Here is a 22,877-nt window from a genome sequence, read left to right as displayed (position 1 = left end):
GCTACCACAGAAAAATTAAACGCCCTGAATTCTTAGGCATTGAGACCAAACTAAAAGTGGTAATATCCTTGATAAATTCTATAACCAACGCTTCAAGTGTTACAAGTTCTGTCTGCATTATCAATCTGTTTTATGCATTTATTTATCAATAATTGTTTTATGGTCGTAATAATGCCTAATTATAAGTATTGAGTCTTACCAGCTGCTTAATCAGTCACCTAAATAGCCAGCACCAGTATCTGACATTGTTCTAACAAGACGATAAAAATAGAATATTTTCTGGATCAAGACAGCGTTTTAAATGACTCCCAAACGCCTTGCTGATCTGCATTTAATACAGGTACATCTCCCAAGCGTCGCCACGGCATATTGCTGCCATGAAAGTCACTACCGATTGAGGTGACAAGATTGTGCTCAGCAATACTACGATCAACCATTCTACGCGTACTTACCGGCTCACTGGTCGCTGGTAGCTCACAAGCATCACCGCCAAGCTGTGCAAACTCCTGTATCAGCTTACGGACTCGTGTGGCTGATAACTGATAGCGCGTGGGGTGGGCAAGTACTGCTTTACCCCCACAAGCATGGATCAGATCAATACCATGCTGCATCGTCAATGCCTCGATTGCCACATAGGCAGGCTTGTTATCTGCCAAATACTTATCAAAGGCTTTTTGGACGGTTTTTACCTCGCCTCGCTCAAATAGCACTTGCCCAATATGAGCCCGTCCAACAGCTTGCGGATTACCACCTACCTTATTGAGAATCGCTTGCCATAGCTCATCGAAGTCAATATCCAACAGCTCGCTGAGCTTTTCGGCAATACGCTGACCACGTGTCGCCCGACTGTCTTGTAATTGCTGCAAAGTTGCGTGCATTTTGTCGCGATCAGCGAAATCCAGCCCAAGCACATGAATGATCTTATTAGTGGATTTGTTTTTACCGTAGCCGCCGCTCAGCGTATGTTCACAGCTGATTTCAACCCCATTGATCAGTTGCATATCATGGGCAGTAGCAGCGGCTCTTGCTTCGTCAATTCCTGCCAGCGTGTCATGGTCAGTTAATGCCAGAATATTGACACCCGCGGCGTGAGCGCGACTGACCACTTCAGTTGGCGCATAAGTCCCATCCGAGCAGGTACTGTGGCAATGTAAATCGTATTTCATAAGTTGAGCCTTAATTTTTCTGAGTACTACGGTTTTTCTGAGTACTATGATTTGTTTGAATACTATGTTTTTTTGAATGCTATAAAGTGCAAGGTAAGTTCAGTGGCAAACGTCACTGCTGCTATCACTAATTACTATTGTTATTATTGTTACAAATAACGCCTCGGACAGCTGCTAAACGTGAGAGTGATCATTGCCATATTTAATCATTATGTCTAACTTATGACGTTATATTTGCCCAGTCGCTTATATCCTAGCTGCAAGTACTAATCACAAGTCACTAGCCACCGTAAGAAAGGGGTACTCGATAGGTTGCTTATATCGCAGTATTATCGTGCTGATTGCTTTTTTTTGGTGCGGTAGACGTGTAAACTACCCCATACGTTTTTGTTGGACACCATCTTTGCTATGAAAGCATTATTAGACTTTATCCCTTTGATCGCCTTTTTTATCGCTGCTCGTTACAGTGGTATCCTGGCAGCAGCAGGGGCTTTGCTCATCGCCACTATCATCGTTTATGCCATTCACTTTATTCGCCAAAAAGGCAAATTTGATAAGCAGCAATGGGTCGTCCTATTATTAACCATTTTATTTTGCGGTGGTACGTTGCTGCTGCGTGACGACATCTATCTGCGTTGGAAGTCGCCCATTATCAACGGTATCTTTGCGTTAACGCTATTTGTTAGTGCTGCTATTAATAAGCCCTTGATGCAGCTTGCAATGAAAGAGGTATTTACCCTGACACTCAGCGGTTGGAAAAAGCTGACCGTCGCTTGGGCATTGTTTTTTGCGCTTATGGCTGTATTACATTATATCACAGCGTTCACAATGTCAGATGAGGCGTGGATTAACTTCAAAACTTATGGCTGGATTCCAATCATGCTGGTGTTCGTCGTGGCTCAGTTTGCTGTATTAAAAAAACACCTAAACCCTGCATTGACGGATAAAGCCACCAAATAACACAGGCTGTCTTATAATAACAGTCAGGCTACCGCTAAATATCAATAGTAAAAGACCTTTAGCGTTGTAAAACGTCTTTTGCATCAATTATCATGCTCTATTACTCACTAAGGAAGTCTCATGTCTTTATTTGTCATTATTGGTCATGATGTGGCCAACAGCAGCGCGCAACGTCTGATTACTCGCACAGAGCATATTGAGCGGCTGCAGGCTTTGAGTCGTGAAGACCGACTGGTTATTGCAGGTCCAACGCCTATTGAACATGGAAAAAACGACATGTCAGGCAGCCTTATTATTGCTGATTTTGACTCTATCGAAGCGGCGCAGGCATGGGCAAATGATGAGCCTTATCTACGTGATGGCGTATATAGCCATGTGGATATCAAACCTTTTATCCAAGCATTGCCAGCGCCAACTGACAAAGTAGCTGCATCGTGAGTCGAAGAGTCCTTTATTTGAACAATCGATTCTTAAAAAACAGCGTGGCCAGCCTATTGCTATTGGCAGCTGCCTCAGTGCATGCAGCGCCAGTAGTAACTGATACTAATGTCACGGAACCAGCAGCGACGCCGATGACAACCCAACCTGCTACGAGCACTGTCGCAACCAAAAACTCTGCGCTAGATATCAACGATACGTTAGCCGCGCAACTGCAACCGTCCTCTAAGGCACTGTCAGCTGCCAATCAAGAGCTGCTCAGCCGTAACGCGCAATTGCAGCGTCAAGTGAACGACTTACAGACCCAAGCGAACGTCTTAGTATACGAGAGTAAAGGTCAGCTGTTTTTGTATGGTGCGTTTACGGTATTGATCAGCTTGTTGGTCGGTATTTTTATCTCGTGGCTGGTATTTGTGCGCCGTGAGCGCTGGTAGGCTAGTTGCTGCTGATAAGCTAGTTGCTATACGTGACTTTCATGACTTTAGCTTTCGATTATCTTTTTCTGCTACGCCATACTATGATGTAACAATATCAACTCTGGCACCAATAATATCCCGACTATACGACCATTGCGGCTAAGAACCTCTCATGTCTATCGCTAACCTTCAAAATGCTAAGTCCTCAAACGTTATTACGCCTGCCAAGATTGATTGGCAGATGGATGATACTGGTAATATGGTGCCGGTATCTGGTGAGTTTGGGGATGTGTATTTTTCGCATGCGGATGGTCTAGCAGAGACGCGTCATGTGTTTTTGGCACACAATCAGTTGTCAGAACGTTTAACATACCTTGCGCCAAAACAATGCTTTACGATTGCGGAATTAGGGTTTGGTACTGGGCTAAACTTACTGGCAACCTGGCAGTTATGGCGACAGCTGCGCGACACTCATCCCCACCTAGCAGATGCGCGTCTTCACTTTATTACCACTGAAAAATTCCCTATACCATATGCAGATCTGACTCATATACTTGCTTTGTGGCGTCAGCGTGCCCCTGAGCTCTCAAGATTCATCGAACTGATTTTGGCAGCATACCCGCCTCTGATTGCAGGCTGTCATCGTCTGAATTTTGATTGTGACAATTTAACCGTCGATATGTGGTTTGGAGATGCCGCGGATAGCCTTAGCAAGCTGGCAGTCAGTCATCAGTATTCGTCTGTGCCTCATATCGATGCTTGGTTTTTGGATGGCTTTGCGCCTTCTTGCAATAGCACCTTGTGGGCTGACAGTATCTTTACACAGATGCAGCGTCTATCAGGCCCGCACACTACTGCCGCCACTTATAGCTGTGCCGGCATCGTCAAACGCGGACTGAAAGAGCACGGCTTCCAAATTAAAAAAGTAAAAGGCTTTGGACGAAAACGTGAGATGCTCACGGCTGTGATGATAGATGCAGACCATTCTGATACTAGTCATGACGATGATACTAATAATAACCATCAAGATATTAGTCATCATAATAAACATCAAAAAACGACCCATGCTATATTCGATCACACCGTCGTCATTGGAGCTGGTGTTTCAGGGCTACTCACAGCTTGGGCTCTTGCCAATCGTGGCATCACTGTCACCTTACTAGATAAATCAGCGCCCTTAGCAGGTGCCTCAGGTAATCCGCGCGCATTACTTGCGCCCAAAATGACACCGATTCATCACGTTGATGAACACCTGCATACTATCGGTTATTTATATAGCAGTAGACTATATCGAGATCTTAACCAAGTAGCCACGCAGATTGATACCGTGCCAGTACTGGAACCAACTGGTGCACTCGATTTACTCATAAAAGCCAATGTCGGTACCGAGCAGATTGCAGACTATCCTGATGAGATGGCAACTACCCTACCCGCTGAACAAGCTCAGAATCTTACTAAACTAAAAGCTCAGGACTTATCAGATAATCTATACTTACCTAAATCTGGCTTGGTCAACCCGCAAGCGTTAAAAAATATCATACTGACGCATCCACTTACCCGCTTTCAGCAGTTGGAAGTAAATAAAATTACCGAAACTGAGCAGCAAGTTCGTATCGAAGGTATTGATGAAAACTATGACACTGTCACTATCACTGCTGATAATATTGTCATTTGCGCGGCGTTTGAGAGTCATCAATTGGATGAGCGGATATTTGATTGCCGTAAGATTCGTGGGCAACTGTCTTGGTTTATACCTACCGTAAAGCAAGTAGTAAACCTGCCCAAAATACCGCTGAAATATAGCGGTTACTGTGCGCTATTTAACGCACAATTAGGCGATGGTGAGCTGAACACCGTCGTCGCTGGCGAGCCATACCTCTTATTGGGGGCAAGCTTTATACGTAACGATACGGATACTAATGTAAGAGATGAAGAGCATCAGATTAGCCGAGACAAGCTAATCACTGCTATTCCTGAGATGGCGTCTGTTGTCCCAGTAGATACTAGTAGGTGGCAAGGACGTGCCGGCATTCGCACTCAGACGCCTGACTATCACCCAATCGTAGGGCAGTTGGCAGACAGCCAACGAATTTGGACCATGAGCGCGATGGGCGCAAAAGGCTATGCACTGGCACCTATATGCGCTGAAGCATTAGCAGATATGATGCTAGGATCATTTGTACCGCTATCTGAGGCGATGCTCGCACGCCTATCTCCCAATCGTACACGCTTACAAACACCGCTCGTTTGAGATAACCTAACATGATATTTACGTAAAGACCATACTATTCACGGTTCGTACTGTCGTGTGGTATCTTTACCCAACGTTGGTTCCAACAATGAGACACTATCCTATGAGCTATCATCAAACGACCATCATGCTACCCGCCTATGCCCGTGGTATTCATATCATTACTCCTATTATCGAAGATGCAATTACTCAGCTGATACCTCACACTGCCAAGGTAGGGCTGATTCATTTATTTCTACCGCACACATCAGCCAGTCTTACTATCAATGAAAATGCGGATCCAGATGTCAGATTAGACACTGAAGAGTGGCTTAATAAAATTGCACCGGAGAATCAGCCACAGTATCGTCACACCTTGGAGGGCTCTGATGATCTACCAGCTCACCTCAAAAGCATGATGCTGGGCGTCAGTTTAACCATCCCACTCATCGACGGTAGGTTAGGACTGGGTATGTGGCAAGGGATCTATCTATGTGAGCATAGGAACATGACTGGATATGGCGGACAGCGCAAGCTGGTTATTACCATCAATACGTAATAATATACGGTGAGTAGATAGCAGGTTAATGCTTGCATATTACCTCATTGACATCGCGCGCTAACGGATAAACCCGACTATGATAGCTTTTATATTAAGACCTCTAGGCTTTGCAAACGCTAAACCTGACTACTTCAAGACCACTGCTGTTGTTTTGAGTGTACTGCTATTGACTGCCTGCCAAGAAACGCCAGAACCTGACACATCAAATGAGCCTGTCGCTGAGACATCAACACAAACCGCGCCTGTCACGACAAATATCAATGTAGATGAAGCTGACGATAACGGCGTGAACAAACCCCAAGACCAAGTACAGACTGACACTGATTCAGAGCGCGATATGAGTTTGGCTGAACTAGAACAAAACCTAGAAGGCACCGCCCCTGCTACGAACAGTGCTGCTGCACCTAATCCAGAGCAAGCCATTAAAGGCGCACAAATCACCGATGTTCGTTATAAAAATGACGCGGGCGATAGCTTATCGGTCGTCTTTGAGACCTCAGCTGCAGGACTACTCGACGCGATTGTCACCCGTCCTAACCAACCGAAAATCACGCTCAGCGCGCCAGAAGGTCAAGGGAACAATCCCACTTATCGCTCAACTGACGGCAGTATCCAACTAGTGAGTCATGCAGGTGGTGGCACCATTGATTTTATCCAAAACGATACCGTGACCAGTTTTGATGCTATCAGTGCTGAAGCCGAAGTCATCACTGAGTAACGCTTCATACTCTCTTTTGTTCAGTGCTTGATTCTTTTGTTCAACCCTTTATTTTGAACCAAAAAAAGGGCGGCAAACGCTACTATCGTTGCCGCCTTTTCTATGGTTACTTATTCATAACTGCTCATTAGTCTTTATTGACACTACTCAATTTTCTATTACGTAATTATAGTTAACCGAGCTTAGTCAGTTTAGTAAAAACAGTCAATTAACTAAAACCAGCCGATTAACTAAACAGTCCGACCAGCCAACTTATTATCGTCCATACACCCCAGCCGATGAATACAAGCACGATTAGCCCCAGCATATCAGGGATATGCAAGTACAGCCAAGCCACGATAGGATTGCGCCAAAAAGCGCCGAAGCGGCTATGTTGCTGTTTGTCCTCTAGTGACTGATGCAAAAAAGGCCGATCCATATGCATGGTTTCAGTAATACCATACTCATGGTGCAAATGCTCGTGCACGATACCCAGCGTCTTGCGACTAGGACGAATAAAAACATCTAGCAGCGTACCGATACCTGGCACGATACCCACGACCATATCAATCAGTGCCAATCTAACAGCGGGCGTCATTTTATGGGCAGGCACACCCAACTGGCGACCTAATATAAAAGCATAGCTGGTCAATGCCAGCCCTGCCAAATCACCTGCGAGAGGAATGGTTGAGAGCGCCGCATCTGCACCCATGCCCTGTTTTGTAAAAGGTACTCGTACTAGCGAATCCATCGTATTGGCAAACTTTGCTAATTTGCGCTCAGTGGCAATCGCTTGCTCGCGCGTCAGTCCATGCTCAGCAAGTTTTTCCTGATAATCTATGACTGACTTGTTCGCTCCAGATGTTTTTTTTGCTTGAAATCTCGGTAATTTATTGAATTTATCCATTTAGCGTCGTCCATATACACGTCACTGCTACAAGCGCAAAAACATAGCGCCCTACCCAAATATTGGCTAAGAATGCCTGAAAACAAGCCTGTGCATGACGACTGGCACACGCGCTGTTCTGTTTGGCAAACATTATCGCCACCAGTGCCAATCCGAATATTGGCGTAATACCTAGCGTGGTTGGCGCAAAATAGTGCCACATCACCGTACCCATAATGAGCAAAAATAGCATCTGTAGTATTGAGATGATAATCACATCATAGCGACCGAATAATATTGCTGTTGACTTGACCCCTATCTTAAGATCATCTTCACGATCTGCCATGGCATACTGTGTATCATACGCCACTGTCCAGCACATATATGCTAAAAATAACAACCAACACCATATATCAGGAGCGCCTTGCACCGCCACATAAGCCATTGGTATTGCCCATCCAAAAGCTGCCGCCAAAAACACCTGTGGCAAATACGTATAGCGCTTCATAAATGGATAAATAAACGCCAATATGACGGCGCCAAGCGACCAATAAAATACCGCAATCGGTAAGAAAAACAGCAAACTGGCGCTCAGCAACACCAATAACAAAAACGCAGCAATGGCTTCTTTACTAGATAAACGTCCATCTGCTAATGGACGACCTTTAGTACGGGTTACATGACCATCTACTTTGCGATCAGCAAAGTCATTAATCGCACAGCCAGCGGCGCGCATAAAAATCGCCCCAAGCGCAAATATCGCAAATATCTTGAGGCTTGGCAAGCCTGCTGTCATTCCTTGCTGCTGCGCTTGCCCCATCGCTGCTAACATCACGCCCCATAACGTTGGCCACAGCAATAGCTCAATACCCACCGGCTTATCAAAGCGTGTCAGCTGCATATAAGCGTAAAGCTTGTCCTTGAGCGTCATGGAAGAGCTGATTTGTGTCATAGTATGATGGTCTCTATACTTGTCGCTTTGATTGGTCTACGTCGACTAAAGCTTGAATGGTAATAATGCTTCATTGATACGATATTTTTATTTCGAATGCTTTGACGTTCATGTTAAGTGCTTTTAGGTACTTGAATGCTAAGTATTCTAATTTTAAGCACTTGAATGCTAAGTACTTTGATGGTTACTGCTTTAATATTAAACCCTATAACATTAAAGGCGGTAATTTTAAGCCATTCAGCAAATGGCATATGGAACAAAGTCTTGGTTAGACAAAATACCCATCAAAGCGTACGGCTTCATTATGCCAACTTTCACTAGCAGGCTGTTCAGCAAGCAATGGCGCAAATTGAGGCCGTTTTACGACTACGCGACCCTGCCCTGACAAGTTTCGACTCACCACTGTCTGCGCACCATTTAGCAGTTGTCGCTCTTCATCGGGCGTTGGTGGATGAGCCAATCGATGTAGCGCTTGCATGTGCTTACCTACTTTTGCACCTTTGCCGGTTTTGGTATCTTGATAGCTATCCTCTGGAAACATAGGGTCTAGGTATACCACATCAATTGCAGTCGTATCATCTACTGCCAACTCAGTATCCAGTCTGACAAAATAACTGAGTGCATCGGTATTAATAATCTGTAGACGCCCCATAAGCTTCTGCCAATTGGGTGACGCACTCATACGCTGCTGCTCTGCAAGTAAAAGTAGCGCCATCAAAGGTTGCTGCTCGAGCATCGTCACGCGTGCACCCGTACTGCCCAATATCAAACTATCATGACCAAAGCCAGCCGTTGCATCGATAACCTGACTGTCTGCTGTGATTTTTGCTGCTTGTAATAGCAGTTCAGACTTCCGGCCAGCACTGACTACGCGGCGCTGCAACTTGTCCCATTCAGGTGCCACACTAAGTCCATCACTGAGCCATGATAGCTTGTCTTTCTCATCGAGCAATAATATAGGCTTAGAGGTTGTTTCGCTCAATTGCTGCCGACGCTTTTGCGTGAGTTTCTCTGTGGAGAGTTGAGTGTCCAAGACAATTGGCAGTTCGTGCTCGTCTATCAATGACAGCAGATGCTCAATTTGTGCTTGCTGACTATCATTGACATAGAACAGTTGGCAATGTACTACAGCATACGTTTTACTATGTGTTTGAGGCAGAGCTGTCATAACCATCATCCTTTTTGCTACTGATTTTATCTGTACTGCCTGACACCGTCATGCACCTCTAGCCTGCCATTTGATAACCAAAGCCCCAAGCCGCTACCAATACGATGACACCTGTGATGATGCGTAACCAAGCAAAAATAGTAAAATCACGACGGCTCACCCATGCTACCAGTAAGCGAATACAGAGTAATGCTACTACGAATGATACGATAGTTCCGATACCTAGTACCAACCAGTCTTCACTATTGCTCAAAACATCGCCATGCTTGAGCAAATCTAATAATGCCGCGCCGACGATGACAGGGATACCCAAAAAGAAGGAAAACTCTGCAGAAGCCTTGCGCGAAACCCCAAGCCATAACGCACCAATAATCGTAGCGCCTGAGCGCGACGTCCCTGGTATCAATGCCAGACACTGAAATAGTCCAATCATGAGTGCCGTTTTCATACTGACATCTTCTGCCTCTGCCGCGATGACCGTTTTAGGACGTTTTTCAACATAGAATATCAATAGACCACCGATAATAAGCATGATGGCCACGACGATAGGATTGAATAGATACGCTTTGATTTCATCGGCAAAGGTAAAGCCCACTATCATGACAGGGATGGTCGCAACGATCAGGCTCAGTCCCAGCTGTCTTGGATTGGTCATGCCGTCTGCTTTACCAGTAATCAACCCCATCAACGCTTGCCACAGTCTACCCCAATAGTCATATATCACCGCCAAAATAGCGCCAAGCTGTACGACGACCACAAACAGATCAACTTTTTCTTTGGTCCAAAACCCCATGACATCTGCTGATAAAATCAAGTAGCCCGTGCTAGAGATGGGTAAAAACTCAGTGATACCCTCAACGATACCCATGATGACAGCTTGAATTAATAAAATGATATCCACGGTGACTTTCCTAAAAATAGAGGGGCCCAAAAACAGGCTGAGCTAAGAACAGACCGATTGGCTGTCCTATGTTGACGTTGGTCTTATAGTAATTGATATTTTTCCACAGTAAGGTCTATGCTTTACCTTGCTCTTTTAGTGTTTTCCAAGCTTGATTGCGTAGATATTTTGGTAGAGCCTGTGCAGCCTCAGTACCACCAGACTTTGCAAACTGGGCTATACCAAGCTGTCCGATAATGACCGCATCTGGCCAGACATCTTCATGGCAAGCTTGCTGGTCATGTAGCGCTAATAGCGTCGCACCATTACCCGCGATAGGTAGGTTTAGTGCGGTTTGGCGATCATAATCTAATAGCTGTTCTGTACTGTCGCTACTATCATCCAATACTGGTTGCATGATACCGTGATCTGACTGATCATCTACAGCTACTTCATACTGTCCAAAATAGACCTGCTGCATACGCGCATCGAGGGCGCTGTATATATGTGTTAGACCATATTTTTGATACGCACATTGTGCAATTGCTTGTAGACTAGAGACGCCCACACAAGGCAAGTCATGTGCGACCGATAGTGCCTGCACAACTGCGGTATTGATACGGATACCGCTAAATGCACCCGGCCCCCGATTGAATATCAATGCTTGTATATCAGCAAGACCTAGCTGCGCCTCAGATAGTGCAGCATCAATCATCGGTAAAATCTGCTGAGTCTGCTGCCGTTTACCTGTTTCGGTATGGCTCGACAGTACCTGTCCGCTCAAATCTAAAATCGCGATCGAACACTGATCGAACACGGTATCCATTGCTAAAAACATCACAACCTCGGCTTATACTTTTGGCATTCTAGGGCATGTCAGATTTTGATGAGTATTTACAATCATTATTAATGGTCATTATTAATCAATGTACTGCAAAAATCCTGACAGGGTAAAACAGCGCCTATCATAGCATTTAGGCCACACAAATTTTATTACTTTCTACGTTTTCCACATTTTATTCATCGGTTATTATTCGTTGGTCATAATTTAAGGCTAGCAATGAAAAAACCCCAAAGCTTAATTGGCTTTGAGGCTTTAGATTTTTGAACAAGCGACTTAAAAATAAAAAATGCTAATTTAGAAACGTGTTTTGAACTTTTTTGGCGCTTGGTTTTGCATCTCTTGCATTTGCTTTTGCATCTCTTCAGTGCTCGGCATATTGTTTGGATCAAGTCCCATCTGTTTTGCCATCTGTTCTGGGTTCACGTCTTTAGCGCCGCCTTGCTGACCGCCGCCAAATAATGGACCGCCGCCACCGCCAGCGTTGCCGCCACCCATAAGCCCTTGCATAGACTTCATCATTTTACTGATACCTTCAGGCTTTGAGATCATTTTCATCATTTTTGCCATTTGCTTATGCTGCTTGAGCAAACGGTTGACGTCTTGGATTTCACGACCTGAACCTGCAGCAATACGACGCTTACGACTTGGGTTAATTTTGTCAGGGTTTTTGCGCTCAAATGGCGTCATTGAATTGATCAATGCTTCCATCTCGCGAACTTTTTCTTCTGGCTTGGCATCTTCGACGGCTTTTTGCATATCTGAGCCACCCATACCAGGCATCTTATCTAAAAAGCCTGCCATGCCGCCCATGCTCTTCATTTGCTGGAACTGGGTCAATAGATCCTCAAGGTCAAAATCACCGCCCTTTTGCATCTTTTTCGCCATTTTTTCGGCTTTATCACGATCGATTTTTTGCTCAACTTCTTCGACCAAACTCAGTACATCACCCATACCAAGGATACGCTGCGCGATACGCTCAGGGTGGAATAGCTCTAGCTCATCTAATTTCTCACCGCGACCCAAGAACTTAATAGGCTTACCTGTGATAGCACGTACAGACAACGCTGCACCGCCGCGAGCATCGCCATCAGTCTTGGTTAAGATAACACCCGTCAGTGGCAACGCGTCGTTGAAGGCTTTTGCGGTATTGGCGGCATCTTGACCCGTCATTGCATCGACGACGAATAGCGTTTCAGACGGATTAACCGCAGCAGTTAGCGCTTTGATCTCATCCATCATAGTATCGTCGATATGTAGACGACCTGCGGTATCAATGATCAGAATGTCTTGATACTGGATTTTGGCTTCTTCGATGGCACGCTTTGCGATATCGATTGGATTCTCATCCGTGCTTGAGTTCACAAATTTAGCATTTACTTGACCTGCGACTTGCTCAAGCTGTTTGATCGCTGCTGGCCGGTAAACGTCGGCCGATACCAGCATGACTTTTTTCTTTTGGCGTTCTTGTAGATACTTGGCCAATTTACCAGCTGTGGTTGTTTTACCCGCACCTTGCAAACCTGCTAGTAAATAAACAACAGGCGGTTTGCCTGTCATCTCTAGCTGCTGGTTGGCACTGCCCATCATTTCGGTCAGCTCATCGTGGACGATTTTGACAAACGCTTGACCAGGTGCTAACTCTTTGAGCACTTCAGCACCTAGTGCTTGCTCTTTGACGCGTTTTACAAAGTCACGAGTGACAGGCAGTGCCACGTCAGCTTCTAACAGCGCCATGCGCACTTCACGTAGGGTGTCTTTTATATTGTCTTCGGTCAATTGTCCCGTGCCTACGATATTGCGTAGACTCGACGACAAGCGTTCTGTTAAGGTATCAAACATAAGTAACTCTCAATTAAAATAGTTTTCAATTAAATAAAACGTCATTAAAATAATGCTAAATCAAACCAATCAAATGGTTCGTAAATACTATTAGGATAGATTATAAAATACTGGGACACTCTGTCATAACAAATCAGATAAAAATCATATTATCAATACTATAGCATCAACACGATGCAAAAATTATAGTCGTTTCGCAAAAGGCTCGACTCTTATTAGTTGTAAGTAACTGGTTTATATAGTCAGTTCAGTATAATTTGGATACAAGGAAGGCAAGTGAAAGTACTACAAATCGTAGACTAAGCGAGCCTGACACCGTATCCGATTTATAGGGGATTGACTATACTTTGCTTAGGGTGTCTTATATGATGATGTATCAGGAATAAGAAAGATGGCGCTCAACTGGCACCCATTTTATGATAAATTGGACGATTATTCTAATCATTCTGATAATACCACTTTAGCAATACATTGAGCAGTCAGTTTACGCTCAGTTCAAGACGAGGCTTTTTATCTGTGCACCTTGCATTTTTACTTGCTAGCATGGCTTATGTCTTAGTCAGCCTTCACATTGGTTGGGCGCTGACTCAGGATAAACCTATCCATAAAAGCGTCAGTTTGGGTCTATTACTGGTCGGCATGGCTGCACACGCAATATTGCTCTATCCGTATGTCGTGACACTGTATGGTCTGAATTTTAATTTATTTAATATTATCAGCCTGACCAGTTTGTTCTTTTTATTCTTTTATCTGCTGTTCTGTTTGTACCGACCTATCCTTAGTCTTGGTATCTTGGCTGCACCCACAGCACTCATAGGCATGACTGTCGGCTATGTTGGCCGCGCGCCTTACCAACCATTAACTGATGTCAGCATCGGACTTGAGATTCATATTCTGTTGTCATTAGCGGCCTATTGTGTGCTGTTGATGGCTGCGGTTCAAGCGCTATTTTTGCGTCTGCAAATACGTGAGCTCAAGCATCATACTATTCACCGCTTTTGGGTCAATAAACTGCCCTCACTGCAGAGCATGGAGAGTTTATTATTCGATATGCTTTTGGTCGGGTTTGTATTACTCAGTATCGCGCTAGGAATTGGATTTATATACGTAGAAGATTTGATGGCACAGCATATCGTACACAAGACTGTCTTTAGCCTGCTATCATGGTTATTATTTGGTACGTTGCTGTTTGGCAATTGGCGCGCAGGATGGCGAGGCAAACGTGCCGCCAACATCACCATTTACGCTTTTATTCTGTTAGCGATTGGCTTTGTGGGTAGCAAGTTTGTTTTGGAGATGCTGATATAACACTGACATAAAATGTCATGTTATAAAAAAGGCGGTCAGTCATTGTTGCGACTGGTCGCCTTTTTTGTTTTCTAATCTAAGTATTATTTTTAATTAAAAACCACTGTCTTGTTGCCCGCCACAATCACACGATTCTGCACATGCCAATTGACAGCGCGAGCCAATACGTTGCGCTCTATGTCGCGTCCAATAGCGCGTAACTCTACCACACCTTGGCGATGCGTCACGCGGTGTACGTCTTGCTCAATGATCGGCCCTTGATCCAGTTCTGCGGTGACATAATGCGCCGTTGCACCGATGAGTTTGACGCCTTTGTCGTAAGCTTGGCGGTAAGGATCTGCCCCTACAAACGCAGGCAAGAACGAATGATGAATATTAATCACTTGCATTGGCCAGCGTTTGACAAAATCTGACGATAATATCTGCATATAACGCGCCAGCACTAATAAGTCGTTACCTGCCATCAACTTATGGATTTGCTCTTCTGCATCTACCTTATTGTCTTTGGTCACTGGCACATGATGAAAACTAATACCAAAGTTTTCGACCGCTTGCTGTAAATCAGGGTGATTGCTGACCACACAAGTAATCTCGCAGTCCAGCAGACCTCGCTGATGGCGCCATAACAAATCTAACAACGCATGATCGAACTTTGAGACCAAGATACCGACTTTGGTTTTAGTGGCATTGTTATGTAAACGCCAATCCATATCGTGGCGCTTGGCAACAGTATGGGCAAAGCTGGCTTCAAAATTATCGATGATATCGCTCAAGCCTGCTAAAGCGAACTCCAAACGCATAAAGTACTGACCACCTTCATGTGCCGTTGAGTACTGATCTAATGTGATGATGTTGGCACCATAACGATGAATAAATTCTGATACTGCTTGGACGATACCCGCCTGATCTTTGCACTTTATAAGTAGCGTTGCTGTATCGATGGCACTAGGGATATGTTTGCTCTGAGAAGCGATGTTTGTTGCATGTGATGGTAAAACTGTTTTGGTGTTGTCTGACATAATACGCCCGATATAAGAAATGATGACTGATCGCTGAGAATGGCTGTCAGCGTAGTAAACCGGTTATTTTAATCTTTTTTGTGATATTTTGCTGAGCGAGTTGGTTGTTTTTGGTTATTTAGCTGTTTGGAAGCACAAACTAAAAACCCCCAACGTAGCGTTGGAGGTTTTTAGTTTGCCATTAATTATTTTTATTCAACCTTTATAGTTCTGGTAAAACCTGCACCATTACTTACGACGCCTAACGTAGCTCCTAATTCAAATGCTCGGTTAAAGTCTACAATGTAACTATTGTAACCTTGCGACTGCATATCTGGAGCGAACCCATTGATCGATACGGCATAGCTCGGCTCATATGGTGACAGTATTACTTTCGTAGTATCTTTTTCAGCATCTATATTGACACTCAAGCTATTCACACAGGTTGCATTACCTGGACCAAACGGGCTAGCATCTGCAATCCAGGGGCTAAATAAGGTATCACCAGCGATTTCTAAATCGTCTTCCAAGTATGGTAGCGAATAATTTAGGCTTTGAGTATTCTCACTACCATTTAGGAAAGTTGATGCATCAAATCTGACTTTTACCCAGTTCGAATAGCGGATAGGGTAGCGAACTTGGAAATCAGCACGTCCCTCTGCATCTGTCACGAAGGAATAGCCATCATCAGCAAATGTTCCACCAATAATAGCAACTGGGTTGATCGTATCCAGCACGCCATTGTTATTTACATCATCATCGTTATCTAAGATGTAGTTATATTCTGGGCTGTCTTCACTCGTAATCCAATTAGATTGTAATAATACGATAGATTTTTCAGAGAGCGTTTGAGGTTCTGGCGTACTGATATTGCCTTCTCCATCTACCGTGTTGGCACCTTGATATGAGGTATTGCTATCTAGCAGACATACGCGGCCTTGTGCATATTCCACTGCATAAGACTTGATGGATACCTCTTTGTCAGCAACGGCCTGTCCTGAGCCATCCATAACTGATATCGAACCACGAACTGTGTAGTAGATGTCGTCAGAAGATATTTTATTAGCAAACGTTAATGTCGTATAAACAGCATCTTTTGATACGGTAATATTAGTAGACTTGCTACCAATACTATTAGGGTCATTCAATAGTCGAGCGTTGAGGGTCACACCATTGATTGGTGAGCTGGCATTTGCCAAATACACTACACGTGCTTGACCTTTACTATCAGTAACAGCAGTTGCGGCAGACAGTCTTCCTGCTGAAGAGTCAGAAGCACGGCTAAAGACGACTGTCTGTCCTTCTACAGGCACATCATTTTTATCTTTGACGGTTGCAACAAGCTCTGTGCTGCTACCTGGTGTGATGACTGATCTTACCGCTTGGAACAGTACCTTGGCCGGCGTAGTGGCTCTAAAACGCGTGTCCACGGTTGTTTGGTACTTGAGCTGACCATTGCTCATCTCACCAAGTACTGTCGCCTGCAATACTGCTGTACCAGCAAGTGGCGATTTCAACACGACTGGCACTGTAATAATATTACCTTGAATGTTGGCAGCCGTTATCGCTTGAGTCGAGATGACATCATTATTTGCAAACGTTCCAATCGTTGTTTGTACTTCTAAGAGCCTACCAACAAGTGCATTCGCCTCAGCTGCAGAGTTAGTGCGAATCTGTATATTAATATTCTGCGCTACATTTACATCGTAAACGTCTTCAATATCGATGAAGCTGATACCCGCTTGCGATACCTTAACCAAATCAATGCTACTGGTACTACGCTGCGTGGTCAGTTCTCTCTCACCCACTGCTCTCACAAAGACACGTAAGTTACCATTACTATCGAAGCTCAAATCACTTTCGTTGACTGTAAAGCTAGCTTTACCTTCTGAGTCGGAGGTCGCGGTTGCATCACTAGCAATAAGCTTGCCGTCACTATCAATGAGCTCCACATTTGCATTCGCAATCGCAAGTCCCGTCCCATCAGTTAAAGTAGAAGACAGGGTGGTCGTACTATTATCTTTGAGATTCTTTTCAGATGCTGTCAGTGTGAGTGTTGTGCCAATTGCAGATAAGCTCAGCGACTTTTGTTCACGCACCTCCATATTGACAGTACCGTTAGCGTCATATTGCGGCGTCACAATTTTGGCATTAATCACGACACTATGGTTGAGGCGAGCATTGATACTGTTAGCTGCTAACAATACACCCACATCAACCCGGCCATTACTATCGCTTACCACTGTACTAGATGTAGTCAACGCGGCACCGCTAGACTCTAAGCTTTCGATACTCAACTGTACTGGTACACCAGTAAGAATACCACCCTGACTGTCTGTGATGATAAATGAGGCTTGAGTTTGGTCGCCACCCGTGGTTAGTGTCGGCTTATCAGAAGATGCTATGATCTGGTAACTCTCAATTGTAGACGTATCTACTGCAACGATATAATTTTGTACCAATTGAGTGTTTTCGGCAGTCGTAGTCGTCGCTGTCAGACGAATACCAGACTCTAGAACTGCTTGGTTAACATTAGCACCGTCTTCAAGTGTCAAGTTAAAGGTAGCTACACCATCACTATCAGTATTAGCTGTACCATTCGAGATACTGATACCCGTTTTTATAGGGTCATCGACATTTAAAGTAACCTGGCGATTGGCAATAGCACCGTCTGTATTTTCTAAACGAACAAATACTTTGAACGTATCACCTTTAGTATTGACGACTTTATTCGCACCAATAGTTAGACTTTCAGTCGTACCAGTTGGCACAGTAGTACGGACAGTACTTGTTTGCGTGACAATGTTACCGCTACTATCAGCTGCTGATAATGCCACAATGAAGCTTGTACCTAACGCAGTCTTTTGATCATCGGTCAAATTGTTTGGTACTGCCAGAGTAAACACAGCCTTGCCTGAATCATCAGTAGTTTGATTACCACCTGATACTAACGTAATTCCTTTACTAGCGATAGAAGCTGGCAATGCAAGGAACACTTTCTGTCCAGTAACGATATTACCTTCACTATCTTTGGCTATTACTTCAACCTGTGTTTCGCCGCCATTTAGGTTTAGAGCATTTACTGGATTAGCGAGTAAAGAAATAGCTGCTGTCATAGACTGGATCTTGACTTTAATCTGCTGCTCATTACCTGTCAGTGTCTCGATCAAAGTCGCTGTCAAAACTTCTGTACTTAGTGCCGCTTTTTGCTCAGCAGTCAGATCGTTTGGAACCACGACATTGAAGCTAACGAGACCATTTTCATTCGTATTTGCAGTGATATTAGAAGAGCCGATTTGACCGTTGACCGTCAGTAATCCTGCTAATGCACTATTCTTAAACACTAAATTAATAGGCTGATTGGCGACTTGCTCACCAGATGACTGATTATTTAGCTGTGCTTGGATAGTAGCATTACTACCCACATTGTTTAGAATATATCCTGCTTGATTATCGATGTTATTGGTGGCGTTCAAGATGTTTAAACTAACGCTAGGAGTAGTGATTTCTACTTTCTGTATTTCTGACTCATAAGAAACACCATTTTCACTATAAGTTAGCTGATAGTTGATACCCGTGTTCTTTAAATCCGCTCGCTGTACAGCTGTTAAACCTTTAGGTACGTTAACAGCAAAAATCGCCTCACCATTAAAGTCTGTAGTTGCTGTACTTTGAATGACTGTAACACCGTACTCTAATGCTTTTGCACCTAGCTGGATAGTAACTGCTTTGTCTTTAACTGGCTGAGCACTACTCGCTTTGGATGTCAATCTCACACCAATGTTACCGTTACCGCCTAATTCGCTAATTGCTGGCGTTGTGATAGAAGCGAATTGTATACTCGTTACTGGCTGCTCAACTCTTACTGTCTGAATAATTTTGGATTGAGTACCATCTTCATCAGTCAGTACTGCGGTGTAAGCAATACCTGTTTTTATTAGTTGGTCACGCTGAGCTTGGGTTAGGTTTTGACTGATACGAACAGTAAACTCTGCCACGCCACTGCTGTTTGTGGTTTGTTCGTTACCTTGAATAGTAATACCTGTCGCAAAGCCTTCGTTAATGACAAGCTTAACTGTACGTCCTACAGCAGCGCTGCCATCTTTACGCTTACCTAGAATTTGCAATTTAAACTGCTCATCTAGTATACTCGCAACTGCAGGTACGCTTTGCGTAGTCAGTGTAATATCGCTTTGTCCGATATCCGAACCGATACGAATACTCTCACTACTGGTAGTACTCGGTACTCCTGATGTTTCTGTTATGCTTGCAGACAATGCAAAATTAATCGCCTTTTCGAGTTGTGCTTTTTGGGACACTGTCAAGTTATTAGGTACTCTTACCGTATAGCTAACTTCACCCTTAGCATCGGTAGTCTGCTCTGAGTTATTTTCTAAAGTCAGTAAGCCTGCAGCTGCTAGGCTTGCGGGTAAGCTTGCTACTACTTTTTGTCCTTCAACTACACCGCCGCGGCTATCATTGACCCTGAAGCTAATAACCGCACTGCCACCTGAACTCGATAGCTCTTTTTTGCTGCTTTCATTGAAATTTATTTTGTACTTAGCTGTAGGTACGGTGACTACACTGACAGAGCTTGCTGTCACTACTGAGCGGTTTGGTTCTGTAAGCACAACCGTGTAGCTAATACCTTTGTCTGCAAGCTCCTGACGCTCAGTGGCGCTCAATGTTGGTAATATAGTTAATGCCACAGTCGCTTGACCATTGGCATCCAATATCAACTGCTCACTTGCCAGGCTAACCCCTTCGAGAGTATCATTTAATTTTATTGTTGCCTTTGCACCTTCAATTTGAGTAGACACATTCGTATTTTTAGGAGAGGCTATAACCGTTAACTGCTGTGTATCACCATAAGCACTAAGCTGTGCTGAATTGCTTGATACTTTTAAATTGTAATCAGAGCTCGGCAAAGCGACAGATAACTTTCCAGTTATTAGCTTAGTCGCACCGCTGTCTTCTTTAATACTAATGGCATAATTAATACCTTGTAGAAGCGTATTACGTTCAGCAGCAGACAAATTTTCATCTATTTGTATTACAAAGTTTGCATTACCTCGAGCATCTGTCGTTTGACTCGCTGCTTCTACAGATACACCTTTTATCGAACCTAGCCCTAAACCTACTGCCACATTTGGAACCAATGCACCCTGTTCATTCTTAAGTTGAACACTAAGTACAGCACTATCTCCATAAGGGTTCAACAGGTTATTAGATACAGAATCTGTATCGATACTAGACTTTACACTCAGTTTGCTTTCGATCACCTGGGTACCGTCACCGCTCCCTTCTCTACTAACTGAAACTTTTAACTCCTGCGGTGCAATAGCTGTACCGTCCGCTTTATTCGCAGTAGCTATCAACGTAAAGCCATTTTCGATTAACGTTTCTTTATTCGCAACTGCTTGTGGATTCAACTTTAATGTATATACTGCATTTCCATCGCTATCAGTCACTTGAGTACTTTGACCTTCGATAGTGACACCATTAGTTTCAGAGTTCATTACCTTTAATGCAACTGCCTTACCAACCATAGCACCACCAGAGCTGACCTCAGCAGCTTTTACAGTGACACTAAATAAAACCGACTCATCTGTTAACTCGATAATAGTGGGAGCTGTACTGAGTTTCTGTAAGAAAAAATCAGCCTCAACTTCGGGTACTTGTTCACCGCTATCACCATCACTACCATCCGTTCCAGGCTGCGTAACTCCCAAATCAGGTGCTGGCGCAACCGTATCAGTACCATCACCGCCGCCACAACCTGCTAATGCTAACGCACAAGTCAATGAAGTAAGCTGAAATAACTTAGAAGTAAAAGGTAGAGAGCTATATGACATGTTTTTGACTCCGCATGAGCAGTGATTTATTCGAACAAATAAGCGAAAACCATTACCCAGCATTAAACAAGACTGGTAATGATACTTAGATTTACACTAATACTAGCGTATTAACGGATTGTATTAAATATATAACAGCAACTTTACTGACTTTTGTTATAACTTACAACTAAAAATTAATCTTTGCTATTAGATAATCAACAACATAGCGCGCTCATTTCAGGGTATAATAGCCATCCTTTAAACCAACGTTTATCATAAAAATATTTGAGTATTCATCTATTTTATGGTATAAATGTCGGCTTTAAAATTTTCTGAATTGGTCAGCCTGTTATTTGCCTTTAGATAACAGCAAAACCAGCTCAACCTTCATATAGTTTTGTTTGGTGCAAAGCTGCCGCTTGCTGTGTCCATGCCGCAAAAACGTGCAACTTGCCCAGACTGGTATGAGAAAAACTCATACCTCATAGATTAGGAGTTCGCCATGTCTCGAGTTTGCCAAGTGACTGGAAAGCGCCCTATGGTGGGTAATAATGTTTCGCATGCAAACAACAAAACCCGTCGTCGCTTTCTGCCAAACCTTCACAACCATCGTTTTTGGGTAGAGTCTGAAAACCGCTTTGTACGTCTACGTGTGTCTACCAAAGGTATGCGCATCATTGACAAACTTGGTATCGATAAAGTGTTAGCGGATCTACGCGCACAAGGTCAAAAAGTTTAAGTTAAAAATAGCAGTCAAGTGATGACTCTCATTACTTGACTGCCGTTCTGCTACATTATAGTTAGCGACTTGCCTTTTCGACACGTACCTATCGTTTGAAGACCCCTCATTTACAGGAAAGCTATCATGAGAGATAAAATTAAATTAGTATCAACAGCTGGTACTGGCTATTACTACACCACTACCAAAAACAAGCGCACTATGCCTGGCAAAATGGAAATCAAAAAGTTTGATCCAAAAGTACGCCAGCATGTGATCTTTAAAGAAGCTAAAATCAAATAATCTCCATTTTATAAATGGTACTATTTGAACAAAAAAGGGTTTATCAATTGATAAACCCTTTTTTTATGGCTGCTGCTTGGCGTATCATTTGATAACACCTAAAAGCCTCAATCAGTATCGAGAGATAACTAAAGATCAGCTATAGTGTGTTGGTTCTTTATCATACACGTGAGCATGCCACTTACTCATCTGCTTTTGCATAATAACCTGAATCGCTGCATGAATCATATGCTGACCAACAGCCTGAGTATCGCTACCAAGTAATTCTTTGAGCTTATCAGAAAATTCAATAGTCATTAAGGGTTCTTCGTCTTGTTCTGCATCACGTAACAACAATCTACCATCTTCAGATTCCACCAGCTCTAATGTGGTCTCCTTAGCAAACCCTGTAAATTGATCGCTACCATCGTTGTCTACTTCTATATCATTATCGATATCATATGTCATTAACTGCTTCCTTATTATCCCGCTTATGATTTGCAAAAATTAAAACTTGCAAACGAATTATTCATTGCAAACAAGCTACTCACTACAGACATGGCACTTGAGAAATGGTACTCGGCAAATCTATTTTCTTACAGTAACGCGGGTAAATCTGTCTTACTTATACAATGGACGCTTTGGTAGTTAAATTCAAGGGTTGTCATACAAGTCTTTGACATCAGTAGCCTTTTG

The 22,877-nt window shown here is 43.6% G+C and carries 19 protein-coding genes; 9 read left to right on the top strand and 10 right to left on the bottom strand.

Translation table 11 applies throughout. From position 1 onward, the window contains the following. Window positions 1-284: 284 nt before the first annotated feature. Complete coding sequence (locus tag NJD71_RS08120) at window positions 285-1,166, bottom strand: PHP domain-containing protein (protein ID WP_319051462.1); 882 nt, start codon at window positions 1,164-1,166, stop codon at window positions 285-287. Between the two features lie 408 nt (window positions 1,167-1,574). On the opposite strand from NJD71_RS08120, the gene ispZ reads away from it, so the two are divergent. The 6 genes from ispZ to NJD71_RS08090 all read left to right on the top strand — a co-directional run bounded on the left by ispZ (window position 1,575) and on the right by NJD71_RS08090 (window position 6,490). Continuing rightward, window positions 1,575-2,126: a septation protein IspZ gene (gene ispZ, locus NJD71_RS08115; protein WP_319051461.1), complete on the top strand. Its 552-nt coding sequence runs from the start codon at window positions 1,575-1,577 to the stop codon at window positions 2,124-2,126. 120 nt (window positions 2,127-2,246) lie between these two features. Further along, window positions 2,247-2,564, top strand: a complete 318-nt coding sequence (locus NJD71_RS08110) for a YciI family protein (RefSeq protein ID WP_319051460.1) — start codon at window positions 2,247-2,249, stop codon at window positions 2,562-2,564. Then, window positions 2,561-2,998: a hypothetical protein gene (locus tag NJD71_RS08105; RefSeq protein ID WP_319051459.1), complete on the top strand. Its 438-nt coding sequence runs from the start codon at window positions 2,561-2,563 to the stop codon at window positions 2,996-2,998. The genes NJD71_RS08110 and NJD71_RS08105 overlap by 4 nt, the downstream gene beginning before the upstream one ends. Before the next feature lie 154 nt (window positions 2,999-3,152). Beyond that, entirely contained in the window at window positions 3,153-5,231 is a 2,079-nt protein-coding gene (gene mnmC, locus NJD71_RS08100) for an FAD-dependent 5-carboxymethylaminomethyl-2-thiouridine(34) oxidoreductase MnmC (RefSeq protein ID WP_319051458.1), read from the top strand. Between the two features lie 103 nt (window positions 5,232-5,334). Next, window positions 5,335-5,769, top strand: coding sequence for a secondary thiamine-phosphate synthase enzyme YjbQ (locus NJD71_RS08095; RefSeq protein WP_319051457.1), 435 nt, complete (start codon window positions 5,335-5,337; stop codon window positions 5,767-5,769). Between the two features lie 79 nt (window positions 5,770-5,848). Further along, window positions 5,849-6,490 carry a hypothetical protein gene (locus NJD71_RS08090; protein WP_319051456.1) on the top strand — a complete coding sequence of 214 codons (642 nt, stop codon included), beginning with the start codon at window positions 5,849-5,851 and terminating at the stop codon, window positions 6,488-6,490. A gap of 226 nt (window positions 6,491-6,716) precedes the next feature. On the opposite strand, the gene NJD71_RS08085 is transcribed toward NJD71_RS08090, so the two are convergent. The 6 genes from NJD71_RS08085 to ffh form a co-directional block, all read right to left on the bottom strand. Further along, window positions 6,717-7,376: a DUF4112 domain-containing protein gene (locus NJD71_RS08085; RefSeq protein ID WP_319051455.1), complete on the bottom strand. Its 660-nt coding sequence runs from the start codon at window positions 7,374-7,376 to the stop codon at window positions 6,717-6,719. Next, window positions 7,369-8,286, bottom strand: coding sequence for a 4-hydroxybenzoate octaprenyltransferase (gene ubiA, locus NJD71_RS08080; protein ID WP_319051482.1), 918 nt, complete (start codon window positions 8,284-8,286; stop codon window positions 7,369-7,371). The genes NJD71_RS08085 and ubiA overlap by 8 nt, the downstream gene beginning before the upstream one ends. A gap of 289 nt (window positions 8,287-8,575) precedes the next feature. Further along, the gene (locus NJD71_RS08075; protein ID WP_319051454.1) at window positions 8,576-9,475 is read right to left on the bottom strand and encodes a class I SAM-dependent methyltransferase; all 900 of its coding nucleotides are present in this window, start codon (window positions 9,473-9,475) and stop codon (window positions 8,576-8,578) included. 58 nt (window positions 9,476-9,533) lie between these two features. Further along, the gene (locus NJD71_RS08070; RefSeq protein WP_319051453.1) at window positions 9,534-10,376 is read right to left on the bottom strand and encodes an undecaprenyl-diphosphate phosphatase; all 843 of its coding nucleotides are present in this window, start codon (window positions 10,374-10,376) and stop codon (window positions 9,534-9,536) included. 115 nt (window positions 10,377-10,491) lie between these two features. Next, on the bottom strand, window positions 10,492-11,193 hold the full coding sequence (gene tsaB, locus NJD71_RS08065) for a tRNA (adenosine(37)-N6)-threonylcarbamoyltransferase complex dimerization subunit type 1 TsaB (RefSeq protein WP_319051481.1): 702 nt from the start codon (window positions 11,191-11,193) through the stop codon (window positions 10,492-10,494). Window positions 11,194-11,493: 300 nt separating this feature from the next. Further along, a complete protein-coding gene (gene ffh / locus NJD71_RS08060) occupies window positions 11,494-13,038 on the bottom strand; it encodes a signal recognition particle protein (protein ID WP_238070043.1) in 1,545 nt (514 codons plus the stop codon). A 516-nt stretch (window positions 13,039-13,554) separates the two neighbouring features. On the opposite strand from ffh, the gene NJD71_RS08055 reads away from it, so the two are divergent. Next, window positions 13,555-14,346, top strand: a complete 792-nt coding sequence (locus NJD71_RS08055; protein WP_319051452.1) for a cytochrome C assembly family protein — start codon at window positions 13,555-13,557, stop codon at window positions 14,344-14,346. A gap of 89 nt (window positions 14,347-14,435) precedes the next feature. Here NJD71_RS08055 and purU read toward each other — a convergent pair whose 3' ends face one another. Together purU and NJD71_RS08045 are read right to left on the bottom strand one after the other, a co-directional pair. Further along, window positions 14,436-15,365, bottom strand: coding sequence for a formyltetrahydrofolate deformylase (gene purU, locus NJD71_RS08050; protein ID WP_319051451.1), 930 nt, complete (start codon window positions 15,363-15,365; stop codon window positions 14,436-14,438). A gap of 191 nt (window positions 15,366-15,556) precedes the next feature. Next, window positions 15,557-21,199 (bottom strand): beta strand repeat-containing protein, encoded by a 5,643-nt coding sequence (locus NJD71_RS08045; RefSeq protein ID WP_319051450.1) that lies wholly within the window; start codon window positions 21,197-21,199, stop codon window positions 15,557-15,559. A 484-nt stretch (window positions 21,200-21,683) separates the two neighbouring features. On the opposite strand from NJD71_RS08045, the gene rpmB reads away from it, so the two are divergent. Together rpmB and rpmG are read left to right on the top strand one after the other, a co-directional pair. After that, complete coding sequence (rpmB, locus tag NJD71_RS08040; protein ID WP_057761372.1) at window positions 21,684-21,920, top strand: 50S ribosomal protein L28; 237 nt, start codon at window positions 21,684-21,686, stop codon at window positions 21,918-21,920. Window positions 21,921-22,046: 126 nt separating this feature from the next. Next, window positions 22,047-22,202: a 50S ribosomal protein L33 gene (gene rpmG / locus NJD71_RS08035; protein ID WP_010201403.1), complete on the top strand. Its 156-nt coding sequence runs from the start codon at window positions 22,047-22,049 to the stop codon at window positions 22,200-22,202. A 135-nt stretch (window positions 22,203-22,337) separates the two neighbouring features. On the opposite strand, the gene NJD71_RS08030 is transcribed toward rpmG, so the two are convergent. Continuing rightward, a complete protein-coding gene (locus tag NJD71_RS08030) occupies window positions 22,338-22,649 on the bottom strand; it encodes a hypothetical protein (RefSeq protein WP_319051449.1) in 312 nt (103 codons plus the stop codon). Window positions 22,650-22,877 lie beyond the last annotated feature (228 nt).

Source organism: Psychrobacter sp. PP-21, assembly GCF_033790785.1.
Classification (GTDB): domain Bacteria; phylum Pseudomonadota; class Gammaproteobacteria; order Pseudomonadales; family Moraxellaceae; genus Psychrobacter.
Note: the sequence above shows the minus strand (reverse complement) of the source record. Positions and strands in the feature narration are given on the sequence as shown.

What these genes read in the sequence shown, in the direction of transcription:
- NJD71_RS08120 (WP_319051462.1), bottom strand. Translation starts at nt 1,166, where the DNA reads ATGAAATACGATTTACATTGCCACAGTACCTGCTCGGATGGGACTTAT.
- ispZ (WP_319051461.1), top strand. Translation starts at nt 1,575, where the DNA reads ATGAAAGCATTATTAGACTTTATCCCTTTGATCGCCTTTTTTATCGCT.
- NJD71_RS08110 (WP_319051460.1), top strand. Translation starts at nt 2,247, where the DNA reads ATGTCTTTATTTGTCATTATTGGTCATGATGTGGCCAACAGCAGCGCG.
- mnmC (WP_319051458.1), top strand. Translation starts at nt 3,153, where the DNA reads ATGTCTATCGCTAACCTTCAAAATGCTAAGTCCTCAAACGTTATTACG.
- NJD71_RS08095 (WP_319051457.1), top strand. Translation starts at nt 5,335, where the DNA reads ATGAGCTATCATCAAACGACCATCATGCTACCCGCCTATGCCCGTGGT.
- NJD71_RS08090 (WP_319051456.1), top strand. Translation starts at nt 5,849, where the DNA reads ATGATAGCTTTTATATTAAGACCTCTAGGCTTTGCAAACGCTAAACCT.
- NJD71_RS08085 (WP_319051455.1), bottom strand. Translation starts at nt 7,376, where the DNA reads ATGGATAAATTCAATAAATTACCGAGATTTCAAGCAAAAAAAACATCT.
- ubiA (WP_319051482.1), bottom strand. Translation starts at nt 8,286, where the DNA reads ATGACGCTCAAGGACAAGCTTTACGCTTATATGCAGCTGACACGCTTT.
- NJD71_RS08075 (WP_319051454.1), bottom strand. Translation starts at nt 9,475, where the DNA reads ATGACAGCTCTGCCTCAAACACATAGTAAAACGTATGCTGTAGTACAT.
- tsaB (WP_319051481.1), bottom strand. Translation starts at nt 11,193, where the DNA reads ATGTTTTTAGCAATGGATACCGTGTTCGATCAGTGTTCGATCGCGATT.
- ffh (WP_238070043.1), bottom strand. Translation starts at nt 13,038, where the DNA reads ATGTTTGATACCTTAACAGAACGCTTGTCGTCGAGTCTACGCAATATC.
- purU (WP_319051451.1), bottom strand. Translation starts at nt 15,365, where the DNA reads ATGTCAGACAACACCAAAACAGTTTTACCATCACATGCAACAAACATC.
- NJD71_RS08045 (WP_319051450.1), bottom strand. Translation starts at nt 21,199, where the DNA reads ATGTCATATAGCTCTCTACCTTTTACTTCTAAGTTATTTCAGCTTACT.
- rpmB (WP_057761372.1), top strand. Translation starts at nt 21,684, where the DNA reads ATGTCTCGAGTTTGCCAAGTGACTGGAAAGCGCCCTATGGTGGGTAAT.
- rpmG (WP_010201403.1), top strand. Translation starts at nt 22,047, where the DNA reads ATGAGAGATAAAATTAAATTAGTATCAACAGCTGGTACTGGCTATTAC.
- NJD71_RS08030 (WP_319051449.1), bottom strand. Translation starts at nt 22,649, where the DNA reads ATGACATATGATATCGATAATGATATAGAAGTAGACAACGATGGTAGC.